At 59.9% G+C, this 14,673-nt stretch carries 11 protein-coding genes and 1 tRNA gene; 6 read left to right on the top strand and 6 right to left on the bottom strand.

What is annotated here, in order from left to right:
- Nucleotides 1-28: 28 nt before the first annotated feature.
- Nucleotides 29-1,462 (bottom strand): ammonium transporter, encoded by a 1,434-nt coding sequence (locus FJ145_03460; GenBank protein ID MBM4260479.1) that lies wholly within the window; start codon nt 1,460-1,462, stop codon nt 29-31.
- A 394-nt stretch (nt 1,463-1,856) separates the two neighbouring features.
- Here FJ145_03460 and FJ145_03455 point away from each other — a divergent pair.
- Together FJ145_03455 and FJ145_03450 are read left to right on the top strand one after the other, a co-directional pair.
- Nucleotides 1,857-1,932, top strand: a tRNA-Thr gene (locus FJ145_03455).
- 167 nt (nt 1,933-2,099) lie between these two features.
- Nucleotides 2,100-3,332 (top strand): DUF4102 domain-containing protein, encoded by a 1,233-nt coding sequence (locus tag FJ145_03450; GenBank protein MBM4260478.1) that lies wholly within the window; start codon nt 2,100-2,102, stop codon nt 3,330-3,332.
- A gap of 11 nt (nt 3,333-3,343) precedes the next feature.
- Here FJ145_03450 and FJ145_03445 read toward each other — a convergent pair whose 3' ends face one another.
- The 5 genes from FJ145_03445 to FJ145_03425 all read right to left on the bottom strand — a co-directional run bounded on the left by FJ145_03445 (nt 3,344) and on the right by FJ145_03425 (nt 11,271).
- Nucleotides 3,344-3,622, bottom strand: a complete 279-nt coding sequence (locus tag FJ145_03445) for a hypothetical protein (protein ID MBM4260477.1) — start codon at nt 3,620-3,622, stop codon at nt 3,344-3,346.
- 336 nt (nt 3,623-3,958) lie between these two features.
- Nucleotides 3,959-5,161, bottom strand: a complete 1,203-nt coding sequence (locus FJ145_03440) for a GIY-YIG nuclease family protein (protein ID MBM4260476.1) — start codon at nt 5,159-5,161, stop codon at nt 3,959-3,961.
- Complete coding sequence (locus FJ145_03435; GenBank protein ID MBM4260475.1) at nt 5,148-7,202, bottom strand: DEAD/DEAH box helicase; 2,055 nt, start codon at nt 7,200-7,202, stop codon at nt 5,148-5,150. The genes FJ145_03440 and FJ145_03435 overlap by 14 nt, the downstream gene beginning before the upstream one ends.
- Before the next feature lie 227 nt (nt 7,203-7,429).
- Nucleotides 7,430-8,500: a DUF1016 domain-containing protein gene (locus tag FJ145_03430; GenBank protein MBM4260474.1), complete on the bottom strand. Its 1,071-nt coding sequence runs from the start codon at nt 8,498-8,500 to the stop codon at nt 7,430-7,432.
- Nucleotides 8,497-11,271, bottom strand: a complete 2,775-nt coding sequence (locus FJ145_03425; protein ID MBM4260473.1) for a class I SAM-dependent DNA methyltransferase — start codon at nt 11,269-11,271, stop codon at nt 8,497-8,499. The genes FJ145_03430 and FJ145_03425 overlap by 4 nt, the downstream gene beginning before the upstream one ends.
- Nucleotides 11,272-11,587: 316 nt before the next feature.
- Between FJ145_03425 and FJ145_03420 the strand changes: the two genes are divergently transcribed.
- The 4 genes from FJ145_03420 to FJ145_03405 all read left to right on the top strand — a co-directional run bounded on the left by FJ145_03420 (nt 11,588) and on the right by FJ145_03405 (nt 14,651).
- Nucleotides 11,588-12,799 carry a hypothetical protein gene (locus tag FJ145_03420; protein MBM4260472.1) on the top strand — a complete coding sequence of 404 codons (1,212 nt, stop codon included), beginning with the start codon at nt 11,588-11,590 and terminating at the stop codon, nt 12,797-12,799.
- Nucleotides 12,796-13,584: a hypothetical protein gene (locus FJ145_03415; protein MBM4260471.1), complete on the top strand. Its 789-nt coding sequence runs from the start codon at nt 12,796-12,798 to the stop codon at nt 13,582-13,584. The genes FJ145_03420 and FJ145_03415 overlap by 4 nt, the downstream gene beginning before the upstream one ends.
- A 144-nt stretch (nt 13,585-13,728) precedes the next feature.
- Complete coding sequence (locus tag FJ145_03410; GenBank protein ID MBM4260470.1) at nt 13,729-14,091, top strand: hypothetical protein; 363 nt, start codon at nt 13,729-13,731, stop codon at nt 14,089-14,091.
- Nucleotides 14,088-14,651 (top strand): bifunctional (p)ppGpp synthetase/guanosine-3',5'-bis(diphosphate) 3'-pyrophosphohydrolase, encoded by a 564-nt coding sequence (locus tag FJ145_03405; protein ID MBM4260469.1) that lies wholly within the window; start codon nt 14,088-14,090, stop codon nt 14,649-14,651. Before FJ145_03410 ends, FJ145_03405 begins: the two co-directional genes overlap by 4 nt.
- Nucleotides 14,652-14,673: the final 22 nt, after the last annotated feature.

Genomic DNA, 14,673 nt, shown 5'->3' with positions numbered 1-14,673 from the left:
ACATTCTCCGTTGCAGAGCCAACACCCGTTACGCGTAGCCGCGCTCGTTATGTTGGGTAAGGTCGAGGCCCATGCGTTCTTCTTCTTCACTGACGCGCAATCCCATGGTGGCCTTCAGAATCTTCAGAATAATGGCGGTGACAACAAAAGCAAAAACCATCGTTGCCGCGACGCTAACGAATTGCACCCAAAGCTGGCTTGGGTTGCCGAAAAATAGACCGTCATTGCCGGCGGGGTTGATCGCCTTCGAGGCAAATAAGCCGGTCGCCAGCGCGCCCCACGTGCCACCGACCCCGTGCACGCCGACCACGTCGAGGGAGTCGTCGTAACCAAATTTCGCTTTGAGATTACACGCGGAGTAGCAAATGTAGCCGCCCACCACGCCGATGATGATCGCGGAGATCGGCCCGACGAAGCCTGCACCGGGGGTGATGCACACCAAGCCGGCTACGGCGCCGCTGGCAGTACCTAGAGCCGTCGGCTTACCGTGGCTCGCCCATTCGGCAAACATCCACGACAGCGCCGCGGCCGCCGCCGCCGTATTAGTGGTGAGAAATGCCGTGGTTGCCAAACCGTCCGCCGCTAGCGCGCTGCCGGCGTTGAAACCAAACCAACCGACCCAGAGTAGCGACGCACCGATAACTGTGAACGGCAAGTTATGCGGCGTCATGTTTTCATGGCCGTAGCCGACGCGTTTGCCGTAAATCATAATCGCCGCGAGGGCGGAAATGCCTGAGCTGATATGCACCACCGTTCCGCCGGCGAAATCGAGGGCGCCCATGTCCCCGATCCAGCCTTTGCCCCAGACCCAATGCGCCAGCGGATCATAAACAAGCGTCGCCCAGAGCAGGACGAAAACAATGAACGTGCTGAACTTGGCGCGCTCGGCGATGGCGCCGGTGATCAGCGCCGGCGTGATGATCGCAAACATCATTTGGTAGATCATGAAAGCTTGATGCGGAATGGTCGCGGCATAATTCGGGTTGGGCGCGGTGCCGACACCGCTGAGTCCCACCCAAGCCAAGCTGCCAATAAATTTGCCGATATCGGGTCCGAACGCGAGGCTGTAGCCGAACAACACCCACTGAATGCTAATCAACGCGGTCACGACAAAGCTCTGCATGATTGTGCCGAGAATATTTTTCGAGCGCACCATACCGCCGTAGAAAAGAAACAAACCGGGGATCGTCATCATCAAAACGAGCGCGGCAGAGGTGAGAATCCACGCGGTATCGCCTTTGTCGATCTGCGGTGCCGCCGTCGCGGGAGCGGCCGGTGCGCCGGCCTGCGCCACAGCTGTCGCCGGCGCAGCCCCTGGAGCTGGGCTCACTGTAAACGGCTGCGGTGCCGCCGGTGCGGTGGCATCCTTTGGCGCCTCCGGGGCAGCCGCCTTCGGCGCTTCAGGCGCCTGAGCTGTAGTTGAAGCAGGAAGTGAGATACCCACGATCCATAAAAAAAACATCGCCCAGATTATCTTTCGCAACTTCACAGGCGGATCCCCCCTCTATCGCAACAATGGTCGGTGCTGAAAAAAACGTCAGCAAGTTAGCTCGGTAGCAATAGAGCAACCCGCATACCAGCTTGGTAGTGGGAAGGGAAAGGCGAGAAATCAACTACTTCCAGGTCTCGCGGCGCAAATGAAGATTTTGGGGATGCCTAGAAAAAAGGCGGTTGCGCAAAAATTAGGCAGCAGCGAACGAAGACGCCGAAACGAGCATCGCGCATGAGCCCGACGCGCCATCATTTAAAACCTCGGGCAATCATGCTAGGCTAAGTGCGCTTGAACTTTCACAGCCACGTTGATTAAGATCAACCAGGCGCCAAAGCCACAACGGCTAAGCGCCCATCAAGAGTAAGCCACCCTAGCTCAGTTGGTAGAGCAACTGATTCGTAATCAGTAGGTCGCCGGTTCGATTCCGGCGGGTGGCTCCATCCTCTCTTCCGCAGCAGTCCAAAGAAATCCATTAAAGATTTGTAATTAAAAGAGTTTTTGCTATATAGTGTCCGGGATGATCCGATGCCATCCGGGACAAGCTGCCCACATTGTGGGGGCAACTCTGGGGGCAACTGGGTATCACAGAAAGTGAGTTGCCCCCAAAATGGCGCTAACCGACACTGCGATTCGTTCGGCCAAGGGCAAAGACAAGACGTTCAAGCTGTTTGACGCCGGTGGATTGTACCTTGAGGTCGCTCCCGCTGGCGGCAAGTGGTGGCGTTGGAAATACCGCTTTGCGGGCAAGGAGAAGCGGCTCTCGTTTGGGGTCTATCCCGATGTATCTTTGAAGGCCGCCCGAGAAAGGCGTGACGCTGCCCGCAAGCAAGTCGCCGATGGCATCGATCCCGGCGAAGCGCGCAAAGCAGAGAGGGCGGCACAAGCTGGGGCCGAGAGTTTTGAGGCGATCGCGCGCGAGTGGCACGCGAAATTTTCACCCGGATGGGAGTCTAGCACGAGCGACCGCATCCTGCGGCGACTGGTAAAAGATTTGTTCCCCTGGCTTGGCAAACGCCCGATTGCCGACATCAAAGCACCGGAGCTGCTGGCTGCCCTTCGGCGCATCGAGAGTCGCGGCGCTATCGAATCCACCCACCGAGCAATGCAGACCTGTGGACAGGTATTTCGCTATGCCGTTGCCACCGGTAGGGCGGAACGCGATCCGACCGGCGACTTACGCGGCTCTTTGCCCCGCTTGAAAGTCAAACACCACGCCTCGATCGTGGAGCCAAAGCTGATCGCCGAGTTGCTGCGCGTGATCGACGGTTACCAGGGTTATTTTGCCACCAAATGCGCCCTACGCTTGGCGCCGCTGGTGTTTGTCCGGCCGGGAGAGTTACGTCATGCCCGGTGGTCGGAGATGGATCTTGTAAAAGGCGAATGGCGCCTGCCCGCCGCGCGCATGAAGATGCGCGAGCAGCATATCGTGCCGCTATCCCGCCAGGCGGTGGAGATTCTCCGGGAGCTGGAGCCGTTGACCAACCGGGTTTTTCCGTCGCGCCCCGATGCGCCGCGATATGTTTTCCCCAGCGCGAGAACCCATGAGCGGCCGATGAGCGAGAACGCCGTCCTCGCCGCCCTGCGGCGCATGGGCTACACCAAGGGAGAGATGACCGGTCACGGCTTCCGCAGCATGGCCTCCACGCTGCTACACGAACAGGGCTGGAACCACCAAGCCATCGAGCGCCAGCTCGCCCACGCCGAGCGCAACGCCGTCAGCGCGGCTTATAACTTTGCCGAGCATCTTCCGGAGCGGCGCAAGATGATGCAGGCTTGGGCGGATTATTTGGACGGGCTGAAGGCTGGGGCGGACGTGATACCGCTGTTCAAGCAGGCGTAGTTGGAAATTTCCTAAGCCGCACGGCGGCGGTTGGTTTCTTCGATGGGTACGAGGCTCAGTTTGAGCTTGAATGGCTTTAGCATTCGGTTGAGGGTGTCCTGGGTCGGATTGTGGCGCGGATTTATCGCCCGCAGGATGTTTGGGCCGGCCATACCGATTTTCGCGGAAAACTCCTTGATACCGATAGCCCGGATGACTTTGCCCATGGCGATCTGGATCGACACCCCGTCATCGACAGCGGCCAAGAGAAATTCGCGAGCAAATCTCATATCCCGTAAATCTTCGGCCAAACCAGCATTCCAGTCTTTGCTACGCCGTGCCATCGTTCATCTCTTTTCTTTTTTGAAGTCGTCCCAGTATCGCTTCGCCGTGCGTATGTCCTTGCCCTGCGTTGACTTGTCGCCGCCGATTAGCAGCGGGATTACAGCCGCGCCATCTCTGCCTAAATATAGCCGAAATCCAATTTTTCCGAGCACCTGCGGGAGTGGCGGAAGATGATACCATCTTGGGCGGATTATTTGGATAACCTGTAAGCGGGGGCAGAGGTGATACCGCTGTTCAAGAAGACATAGGCTAACCTGCGCGCATCGAATTCCTCACTGTCCTTAGTACTCGCCGGCCAGCTTCTACGTTGCGCGAGCTGCGGAAACCGCCTTCACCAGCCGTGCCGCCTTGGGGTCGTAGACGTAGCTGGTAATCGACCCATCCTTGATGCGCTCGACGGCTTCGTCAATGATGAATAAGGGCACGAGGAACCATTCCTGCGGCTGCACGGGCTGACCGAAGCGGTCGTTGATGGTGATGTTCAACCGCGCCGACGCAAACAGCCTGTGAAACAGATTTTCCATCCGCGTGCGGTTGATGCCTGCCAGTTTGTAGGTAGCAACCACCTCGACCTTCGCCAGAAGGTATGTGGCGTCGTGTTCGGTGTCAGCAAGTCGGGTTTCGACCTTGCTGCCGGTCACGCCGATTTTGTGGATCAGGTCGCGATGCTGTGTGATATAGGGATGATCGGACAGCGAGCGCAGGACGTAGATCGTGCCGCTCTCGACATCTTCCGCCTCCCAATCGCCGCCGAAAGAAAGTTGCCCGCTCTCCGGCGAGACCAGCCGCCGCGCGGCGGGGTCATTGTAGAACGCGCGTTGAAGCGAGCGCAGCAATAAATTGCTCTCGGTGCCGTTGGCGAAGATCAGCCGCAGGCGGCGATCAACTTCCCCCGCTGTCGTCTTCAACGGTTCGCCCACCTCGGCGACGTAGAGGGTGATGCCGTCGAGGACAAAGAAGTCGCCGGCTTCAATCGCGCGGCGGCCCGCCTCGATGGGCTGGGCTTGCCGCAGGCCCGTTTTGATGTCGGCTTGCACGCGCTCAAACAGCGGCTTGAATGTCTCGAAATCCTCGCAGCGCTTGCGGTCGGCGATCTCCTCGGCGGCGCGCTTATCGGCGCTGGTGCGGACATGGCGCAGTATGGTGATGTCCTCAGCGCCGCCCACGCCCGCCAGTTCGGCAGCCAGTTGGTCCACGCCGTAGTCCGCCGGTGGCTCGCCGACTCTCGGTTCATCAGCAAGCAATCCCTGATGGTCCAGAGGCTCCACCAGGGCGCGGCAGTCCGGTAAAATGCGCAGGCGGTCGAGACGCACGGCGTACAGCCGCTCGAAGATGTCGCGATCTTCCCCATGTCGCGGAACGCGACCATGCTTCTCGACAAACCGCTGGATTTCCTCGAACCCGGCGATGACGCGCTCCTCGCGCGGCGGGCGTCCGCCCTTCACTTCCGGCGCGGCGAATTCCGAAAGTTCCGCCGCCAGTTCGTCGAGTTCAAGGTCTCTCATAGCGACCCTCCTTCCTGTAGCGCATGAAGGCGGCGGCACCTTCGGCCATGCGGCGCTCCCACGCATCCTGCGAATCGAGCGCGGGCACACGCCCGCGCTCCCGCTTGAATTGGACGGCGCGGCCCGCAAGCTCCTTAGCTTCGTCCGGGGTCAGGTTCGCGCGTTTGGCGGAGATAGCCGCCGCGACCTGCTTCAAGCTTTCCTCGCTCATCGTCTTGGCGAGGATGGCGTAGGCTTCGCCGAAGGGGTTAATGCGGTCGATCAGGTCGATGCCCAGTTCGCGCACGTCCATCGCAAAACGGCGCACACCGTCGATCAGCGCGGTGTTGGGAGTCGCCTCGTCGCTTTCGCCGACCGTCGCGAGCTGCTTTGCCTGCTGGGTCAGCGTGAGGGCGGCGATGGCGTGCTGGCGCACGGCTTCTTGATCTTCCGCATCAAGCTCGGGGTATTTGTCCTTGATGATCTTGCCCATGCGGACCACCGTCAGTTCTTCCGGCACCAGTTCTTCATCGAATAAGCCGCGCTCGATAGCGGTCTTGTCCTGAATGAAGCTGGCGATCACCTCGTTCAGGTCCTCCTGACAGATACGCGCCGCCTCCTTGCTCTTGGGTTCGACCAGGCCCTTAATCTCGATCTGCACCTGTCCAGTCTGATGGTTGACGCCGATGTTGGACTTGTTTGGGTCGTAGCCGTTCTCTCCATAGTCGAACCCAGGCGTCGGGCCGCTGTCCGGGTTCTTGGGCTTGAAGTCGAAGCGCGGGGCGAGGACCTGCTCCATCAGGAGGCTAGCGGCGATGGCTTTCAAGGTGTCGTTGACGGCCTCGGTCACCGCCTCCTCGGAGGCATCCGGCTCGGCGATCAAGTTGGTAAACCTCGCGCGAGTCTTGCCCGGCGCGTCGCGGGTTGCGCGCCCGATGATCTGCACAATCTCGGTCAGGCTGGCGCGATAGCCGACGGTCAGTGCGTGATCGCACCAAATCCAATCGAAGCCCTCCTTCGCCATGCCCAGCGCGATGATCATGTCCACGTAATCCCGATTGTTCTTCTGCGCCGGGTCCTTGAGCGCGGCGGACACGCGGTCGCGTTTCGCGGCATCGTCATCGACAAGATCGGCAATGCGCAGCACCCGGCCGTCGGGCCGCTTGACAAGTTGGAAGCCCGTCTCAGCATCAACACCTTGCCATTCGCCGAGCGCCTCGATGATGTGCTCCACCTCCCGCATCTTGTCCTTCGTGCTCTCCCGTGAATTGACATTGGGGATGTGGATGATGGTCTTCTCGGCGGGGTCGAGGACTTCGAGGATGTCATCGACGTAAGGCCCGCTGTAAAAGAAGTAGCCGATGTCGAGCTGCTTCAAGTAATCGTAGCCGTTGAGCTGCTCGTAATAGGTGTATGTGACGGTATCGAACTTGGCTTCGTCGGATGGGGCAAGCACGGCTTCGGCGTCGCCACGGAAGTAGGAGCCGGTCATGGCGACAATGTGCGTCCGGCCTCGCGCGATGAACTGCCCCAAGTGTAAGCCGAGCTTGTTGTCGGGATTGGCCGAAACATGGTGGAACTCATCAACCGTGATCAACCGGTCGTCGAACTTCTCTACGCCGTAGGCATCGACGGCGAAGCGGAACGTCGCGTGAGTGCAGACCAGCACCTTGTCGTTTCCTTCAAGGAACGCGCCGAGCGACTTTACCTTGCCGCCGTTGTCGTTGCCGGGCGCGTTGCACAGGTTCCATTTCGGCTCGACATGCCAGTCGGACCAGAAGCCAAACTCGGACAACGGCTCGTCGTTAAAGCTGGCACCGATGGCCTTCTCCGGCACGACGACGATGGCCTGCTTCAAGCCTTGGTTCGCCAGCTTATCGAGCGCGACGAACATGAGCGCGCGGCTCTTGCCCGACGCGGGCGGCGACTTGATAAGGAGGTATTGCTCGCCGCGCTTCTCGTAGGCGCGTTCCTGCATGGGCCGCATCCCAAGGGCGTTGGCCTTGGTCGATGCCCCGTTGCGTGCGTAGGTGACGGAGACGGAAGGGACGGTGATGTTCATAGCGGATGCTCAGGTGCACGGGCGATCAAAACCCGATCAATTCCCGCACCGCCCGGATGCATTCTGTAATTCGTTGTCGGATAAAGCATTTTCATTTCCCTGCGCTCCGCGCCCCGCCAGAAATCAAAAACCTTCCGGCGCACATCAACTCATAAAATCTCATAGAACCCCATAGCGCCTCATAGAATCTCAAACCACCGCGCGTTTCGGAAGGCCGAGGAATGCACTCATTCCTCATTCCCATCGCCAAGCGGATCCCCGGCGGCCAACTCCCGCTCAATCTGTTCGATGCTCGGCAGGCTGGTTTGCAGTTCCGGCGGCAGCGATTCGAGCAACTTGTATTCGGCCACTCCCATCGGTTGTGTTTTGTCGCTCAAGGCGTATTCGGCCACGATCTTGTTTTTGCTCTTGCATAGCAGCAGGCCGATGGTCGGGTTGTCATGCGCGTTTTTGACCTGCCTGTCCACGGTGGTCAGGTAAAAACCCAGTTGCCCCAAGTGTTCGGGCTTGAATTTGCCGCCTTTGAGTTCCACCACGACATAGCAGCGCAGTTTGAGGTGATAGAACAACAGGTCGATGAAGAACTCGTCGCCTCCCACATCCAGCAGCACTTGCCGCCCGACGAAGGCAAAGCCCGCGCCCAGTTCCAGCAGGAATTCTGTGACATGCTTGACCAGCGCGCCTTCAACCGCGCGCTCCTGTGCTTCGTCGGTCAGGCCGAGAAAGTCGAAACGGTAGGGGTCTTTCAGCGATTCGCGCGCCAGATCGGACTGCGGCTTGGGCAGCGTCGCCGGGAAATTGGTTATAGCCTTGCCGCTGCGTTCCAGCAGGCGGGTTTCAATCTGCATCACCAGCACATTACGCGACCAGTTGTGCTCGATGGCCTTGGCCGCGTACCAGCGGCGGGTTTCCGGGCCGGGTAGTTTGTCCAGCAGTGCCAACTGGTGATACCAGGGCAATTGTGCAAGCACCTCTTGCACAAACTGCTGATGCGGCCATGCCTCGGCAAAAGCACGCATGTATTTGAGGTTGCGAGGCGAAAAACCGTGCATTTCCGGGAACGCCGAGCGCAGGTCCTGCGACAGCCGCTCGATGACTTTCGCGCCCCAGCCCTGCTCAGCCTGCCGCGCTAGAATGTCGCGGCCGATTTGCCAGTAGAGCAGCACCAGTTCGCGGTTGACCGCCAGCGCGGCGCGCTGCTGGGCGCCGTGGATGCGGGTTTTCAGTTCGGCCAGCCAGTCGGCGTAGCCTGCGGGCGGCGCGGTCAGGCGCACAGGCTTCGAGTTTTCGGTGCTCATGCCGTCTTCCTTTTCGCGTCCCTTTTTGCTGGCGCAGACTTGGCCCTTTCCGCCGTCATTTTTGTATAAAGCTCGAACAGTTTTTCCAACCGCTCGGTGTCGTTCTTGAAGCGGCGACCGATGTAAATGCGCTCCAGCACTTCGTCGTTGCGCTCATGCGCCGCGCGCAGGTCGGCGGGCATGGCGTCGGGATCGTAGAGGTCGGCGATGGTCGCTGGGAAGTGACGCTCGCGCGCCAAGAGGATGTCCTCGGCGCAGCGCGTGAGGTCGGCCTTGTTCTTGTCCGTCAGCGTCGGCACGGGGAACGTATGCCAGCCGAGAGTGTTCGAGTAGGAAAAGTCCATTCTCATGCGGACGCATACTGTGGCGATCCATACCAAGTGCATCCGGCTCGCCACGATCGAGAGGAACCATGTTTCGGGCCTGTAGATCACCGCAGCCCGATCAGAGATCACTGTCGCATCATCGACAAGTCCTACGGGCAAGTACGGGCGGCGTTCGGAGGAAACGCGAGGAACGATCAGCGCACTCCCGGATCGGTGAGGTGCGAAGACAAACCGATGGGGTGTGTCTGCGTTCGCGTTCGCCTGCTGCCCCTTGCTTTCAGCTCTGAGCGTTCTGACGTTCTCAAACCGTTCACGAAGGTCGGGTATCAAACGTGCCTCGTCAACGTCCTCATCTTCAACCCACAGGCAGAAGCGTGGCACCCCATTGATGAACTCAGTGGAACCAACATAAGCCTTGATGAACCGGGTGGCTTCGGGGCGCGCCACGACAAGGGCATCCTTCGCGGCTCTATCCAAGATCAGATTGCCGCCATCTGTAGGCTTGTTTCCATAGTCCATCCGAGGCAGGCCATTCAAGGGTCGAGGGGCCTTCTGAACGATGATGTTCCCAACGGGAATCAGGTACGGCCCGATGTTCTCAACGATGCGCTTCTCGTCACCATCAAAGAGAAACTTCTTGCTCGAACGCCCGGATGCGATGCCGACAATGACCACGGTCACACCCGCGTTTGCGGTTGCCAGGTTGCTCCAGTGAAACGGGCGGTGAGCGAAGGATATTTCCAGACCTTGACCGAAGACCAGAGGCCACAGCATAGCGACTTGTTCGCCCTGACAGATCGACTTGGTGGCGACAAACGCACTGGAACAACTGGGCACAGCGTGAAGGTAATCCGCAGCCTTCAAGTACCACGCGGCAACGTAGTCCAAGTCCTTGAAGCTAGGTGCGCGGCCAGAGAAGAGAGCCGCCAAGTCTTCCTGCTGATCCTTCTCTCTCCATCGACTGCCGAGGTACGGCGGATTGCCGCAGATGTAGGTCTCGCCGCCTTCGTTCTCGAAGTCGATCTCGGCTTGGTCTAGCGGTGTACCAAACAGATCATCCGCCTGCACCTTCACGCCCTTGCCGGTGGGCGGGCAGATGGTCAGCCAGTCGAGCCGAAGCGCGTTACCGCAGGTGATCCAGTTCTCGTTGCGCAAGGGCAGGAACTCGGCCAGAGCCAGCCTCTGCCCGCGATAGAGCACGTCGCACTGGTACTCGGCGATGACCAGCGCTAGGCGCGCGATCTCCGCCGGGAAGTCGCGCAGCTCAATCCCGCGGAAGTTTGTGAGCGGGATCTCGGAGGCGCGATCCGGCTCGCCGCGCCGCTTGTTGATGTCCGCCTCGATCTCGCGCATCTCCTTGTAGGCGATGACCAGGAAATTGCCGGAGCCGCAGGCCGGGTCGAAGACCCTGATCTTCGCCATGCGCTTGCGCAGGTTGAGTAAGGTGCGGGGGTTGTCGCCCGCTTCCTGAAGCCGCGCCCGCAGGTCGTCAAGGAAAAGCGGGTTCAGCACCTTGAGGATGTTTGGGACGCTCGTGTAGTGCATCCCTAGCTCGCCGCGCTCCTCGTCCTCGGCAACTGCCTGGATCATCGACCCGAAGATATCGGGATTGATCTTGGTCCAGTCGAGGCGGCCGACGTGCAGGAGGTAGGAGCGGGCGATCCGGCTGAACTTCGGTACGTCCATGCTGCCAGAGAACAACCCGCCGTTGACGTAGGGGAAGTCGTCGGCCCAGCGGGGAATCTTGGCGGCTGACCGGTCCTCCCGTTTGGTGTTCATGGCTAGGAACAACGTGCTGACGACCTCGTGCGTGTTGGACGAGTCGGTCGCGCTCATCTGCGCGATCATTTCGGTGAACTTGCCCTTGCCGACGAAGATGTCTGTATCCTCGGCGAAAAAGCAGAAGATCAGCCGCGCCATGAAGTGGTTCATGTCGTGGCGACGAGCGGCCTTGCCCCACTCCGGATTGTCCCGCAAAAGTTCGACGTAGAGTTTGTTGAGGCGGCTGGTCGCCCGGATGTCGAAGGCATTGTCGCTGATCTGCCGAACGGTGCTGATCCCCGCCAGCGGCAGGAAGAAGCCGAAGTGGTCAGGGAAATCCTTGAAGGCGCAGGCAACCGTCTCACCGCTGTTCAGGTCTTCGGCCTCGAAATCCGTGCCGTCGGTAGCGAGAATGAACTTCGCCTTGCCCCTGGCCGTCGCGGGGCTATCCTTGAGCGCCTTGAGTGAATCCGGCACTTTGCCCGCGTCGCAGGTCAGGATGTGGACGTTGTTGGTTTGGAGGACACCGCCGAGGTCCGACTTGTTCGACGCCCCAGCGCGAAGCCTCTTGATCGTCGTCTCCTTGTTGCCAAACGCCTCAAGGAAAGCATAGGGAAAGATCGCGGCGTCAAAGGGCTGCTCTGCGAGGTCCGTGATGGCCTGCTCGATCTCAACGGCGTTCAACGCAATTGGCCCCCTCTGAGGCAGTACTCGGAACTAGTGCCGTTTTTACGGTTTGCACAGCCCCTTTTACTACCGATGTTCGATATAATCCAAGCACCTCCAATCGGTGACGTAGGGGACCGCGGCCTGAAGGAGACCTAGCGGGTAGCGCAAATTACCGCCGTGCTGGCGTGCCCTTAAGCGAGTGAACGCCATGGCGGCCGAGTCTCCCGCAAGCCGCCCTCAGAGCGTTTACCAACATTTTCCACAACCCCTACTAAAACTTCCGGTTCTTTCCTATATTCCAGGGAAGTCTAGTGTTGTCTTGGGAGGGCCAATGGTTCGCCACTACTCGACTAGAGACTTCTTCCGCCAGATGCCCAATGCGCTCCTGGCCCGCTACTTTCACAGCCACGAAATCTTCACCGACCTGGATTTCGCGGCCATGAAAGAGACCCAGCCGGACGCGCTATTCACCGCCTGGCTGGCGCTCCCCGCGAGCCAGCGCAACGACATGGACGCCGAGCTGCGGGACATTTTTGAGCTGAGCTGTGAAAAAGGATTCCGGGCCATCATCGACGAGGCCGAATGGCATCTTGGCGACGATCGCGCGGCGCGCGAGGAACTCGTGGCTCAGCTCTCCGGACTATCCAACCACTATGAGCGGGCGATGGTCGCTTTCCTGAAACATCGCGCTTACTGGAAAGGCGCGGCGCTATTTTATCACGCTGACACGCTGACCCATTGGCGCAAGCGGAAGAACTTGCCCAAGGTCCCAGCGGCGGTGGATGACGCGAGCCTGAAAGAGCTGGCCGGGCTCATTCGCACCTATTTCCACCACACCGACGGGCGCGGCAACAACTGCGTGGTCGAGCCCTACCGGCGCGGCGAGCTCGACTATTTTTTTGCCTACCCGGAAGACTATTCGCAAAACGGCGTCGAGTGGGTCGATGGCCAGTTCGACCGCCGGCCGCATAATCCGGCGTTTGAAGTGATCTTCGTTTACTCGCGAAAAGACGGCACCCTCGATCTCAACTACCGCGGCGCCAACAAGGCCGTCGAGCCGCTCCAGGGCATGTTTGCCACGGCGATCTTGAAGCTGCCCGAGCTGCCGGGCGATCCCAAGGACGGCCGGGTTTACGACCTCAATCCGTTGAGAAACAAGCGCTTCGACTTCGTCTATGATTCAAGCAGCGGCATCCAGGAAGTGGCGATCAAAAAGCTGCGCCTGTCCTCCAGGGTGACGCGGGGCGAACGCATCACAGTGGAGGCCGACGGCGTCAACGATCCGGGGGCGATCCATGGTATGCTCGATAACCTGGCCAAGTCGGTCCCCTTGCACCAGTACAACGTCACCCGGGTCGAGCTTGGCGCGCTGGTTACGGTCAACGGCCACGACCGGCCCAAGTCGGTCACGATCCGTATCACCCACCCCAACTCCTGTTCGCTCAAGTACGACGAGATCGATCTCAAGCTGCGGGATATGCTGACCGCGTCTGGAATCGAGCCACGGGAAGCGGTTGAGGAACGGAAAGCCGCCGAAGGATGAAGCCGCTGGACGCCGTGATCGAGTTGCTTGAGCGCCTCGGCGCCGCCCCTGACGGTCAGGTGTACGTCGGCGAGGTAGAGCTGCGTGACTGGCCGAGCCAGCCGGTCGCCGCCCTAAAACAGCAAAAGCTACTGGCACGCGCCCGCCCGGCAAAGTCGGTGGTCTGCCCCGGCTGCGAGCGGGCCTGCGCGATGGCGGTGCATACGGTCAGCCGCGCCGACGGGAAGGCGGCCTCGTTCGTAGTGTGCGACAAGCGGGACGATATTAACCGGGTGGCGATCCCTGACGATCTTTTGAAACAATGGCGTTGCGATACGCTCACGGTCGGCGAATTCATCGCTGCGAGCCTGCAAATCCGGCCGAGCGAGCAGAAGCCGGCCGGTGACTCATTGCTCCCCATCGGCACGTTCAAAGGAAAGAAGCAGCGCCAAGTGCTATGCCTGCGTGTGGACGAGCGAGTCGCCCTGGTCGCCGGGGACAAGTCGGAACCGCTCGCGGATCTGGTCGCGTTCGAGAACGGGCGATTCGGGGTCGACGCCGAGGCGATCCGCCGCATAGTCGATAGCGCCACGACAGTTGATCCAGCCTACACGCCGAGCGTCGACCGGCGTGAGGAGCGCAAGCAGGAAACTCGGGCGATGTACGCGGCATGGCGGAAGGCATACCGGGCGCAGAAAAAGCGGCGGCCTCACATGTCGGCTTTTTGGTACGCACAGCAAATCGCCAAGCTGCCCATCGCACGGGGGCGTGACGTGGGAACCATTCGGAAGAATATTAAAATCTAGTCGGAGTTGCCTTAAAACCAAGCCGCCCGCGCAACGGGTTGCGGCTGGCAAGCAGCGAGTCACGCGAACAGCCGTTGGCTGGCACGTCAATGACACGTCAGCCGGCAATTGTGATAGTATCAGGCTGTGGTCCGGAGACCCTTTATGCCGTACAAAGTTTTCGTTGACGACAACTTCAATTCACTCTTCAGCGCTGAGGACCGCTATGAGTTTGGCGAGTTCGCGACGTACGAGGAGGCCGTTGAGAAGGCAAAAAATATCGTCGACCGCTCTCTCCGATCGCAGCACAAGCGCGGCATGACATGCGATCAATTGTATGAACAGTATACCGCCTTTGGAGACGATCCATGGCTTAAGCCGGTGGCTCCAGCACCGGACATACAACCCAGATTCTCAGCCTGGCAGTACGCCAAGAGCCGGTGTCAGGAACTATGTGGAGCGCCAGCTATTGGCGCCCTCGACATGGAGCGCATCGAACCTCAGCCTCAGAAGGACACTAAGCGATGAAGCAAAATAGCTCGCATGAACTTCTGATTCTGCGCGCGGTCCATTTCGCGGCGGAGCGCCACCGCAACCAGCGGCGCAAAGACGAGGAAGCTTCTCCTTACATCAACCATCCCATCGCGGTTTCCTTGTTGCTGGCGGACGTTGGGGGCGTCACCGACCCCGAAGTGCTGGCCGGCGCGATCCTGCACGATACGATCGAGGACACCCGCACCACACCGGAAGAGTTGCAGGCAGTGTTCGGTGCGACAATCCGTAGCCTTGTCGAAGAGGTGAGCGACAACAAGAGCTTGCCCAAAGGCGAGCGTAAGCAGCTCCAAATCGAACACGCAAAAAGCCTTTCTGACGGAGCGGCGCTGATTAAGCTAGGCGACAAGATTTCCAACGTGCTCGACGTGACCCACGCGCCGCCCGCGGATTGGAGCATGGAGCGGCGCCGGGAATACCTCGACTGGGCCGAGTCGGTCGTGTCGAACTGCCCAAAGGTCAATGGCAAACTGGAAGCCCACTTCACCCAGGTACTGCGAGAGGGCCGGAAGAAGCTCGGTATCGAACCGCGTTAGGTGATCGTCATGGCTGTGGAGA

The organism is Deltaproteobacteria bacterium, from assembly GCA_016874755.1.
In the GTDB taxonomy this organism is placed as follows: domain Bacteria; phylum Desulfobacterota; class Binatia; order UBA9968; family UBA9968; genus DP-20.
Note: the sequence above shows the minus strand (reverse complement) of the source record. Positions and strands in the feature narration are given on the sequence as shown.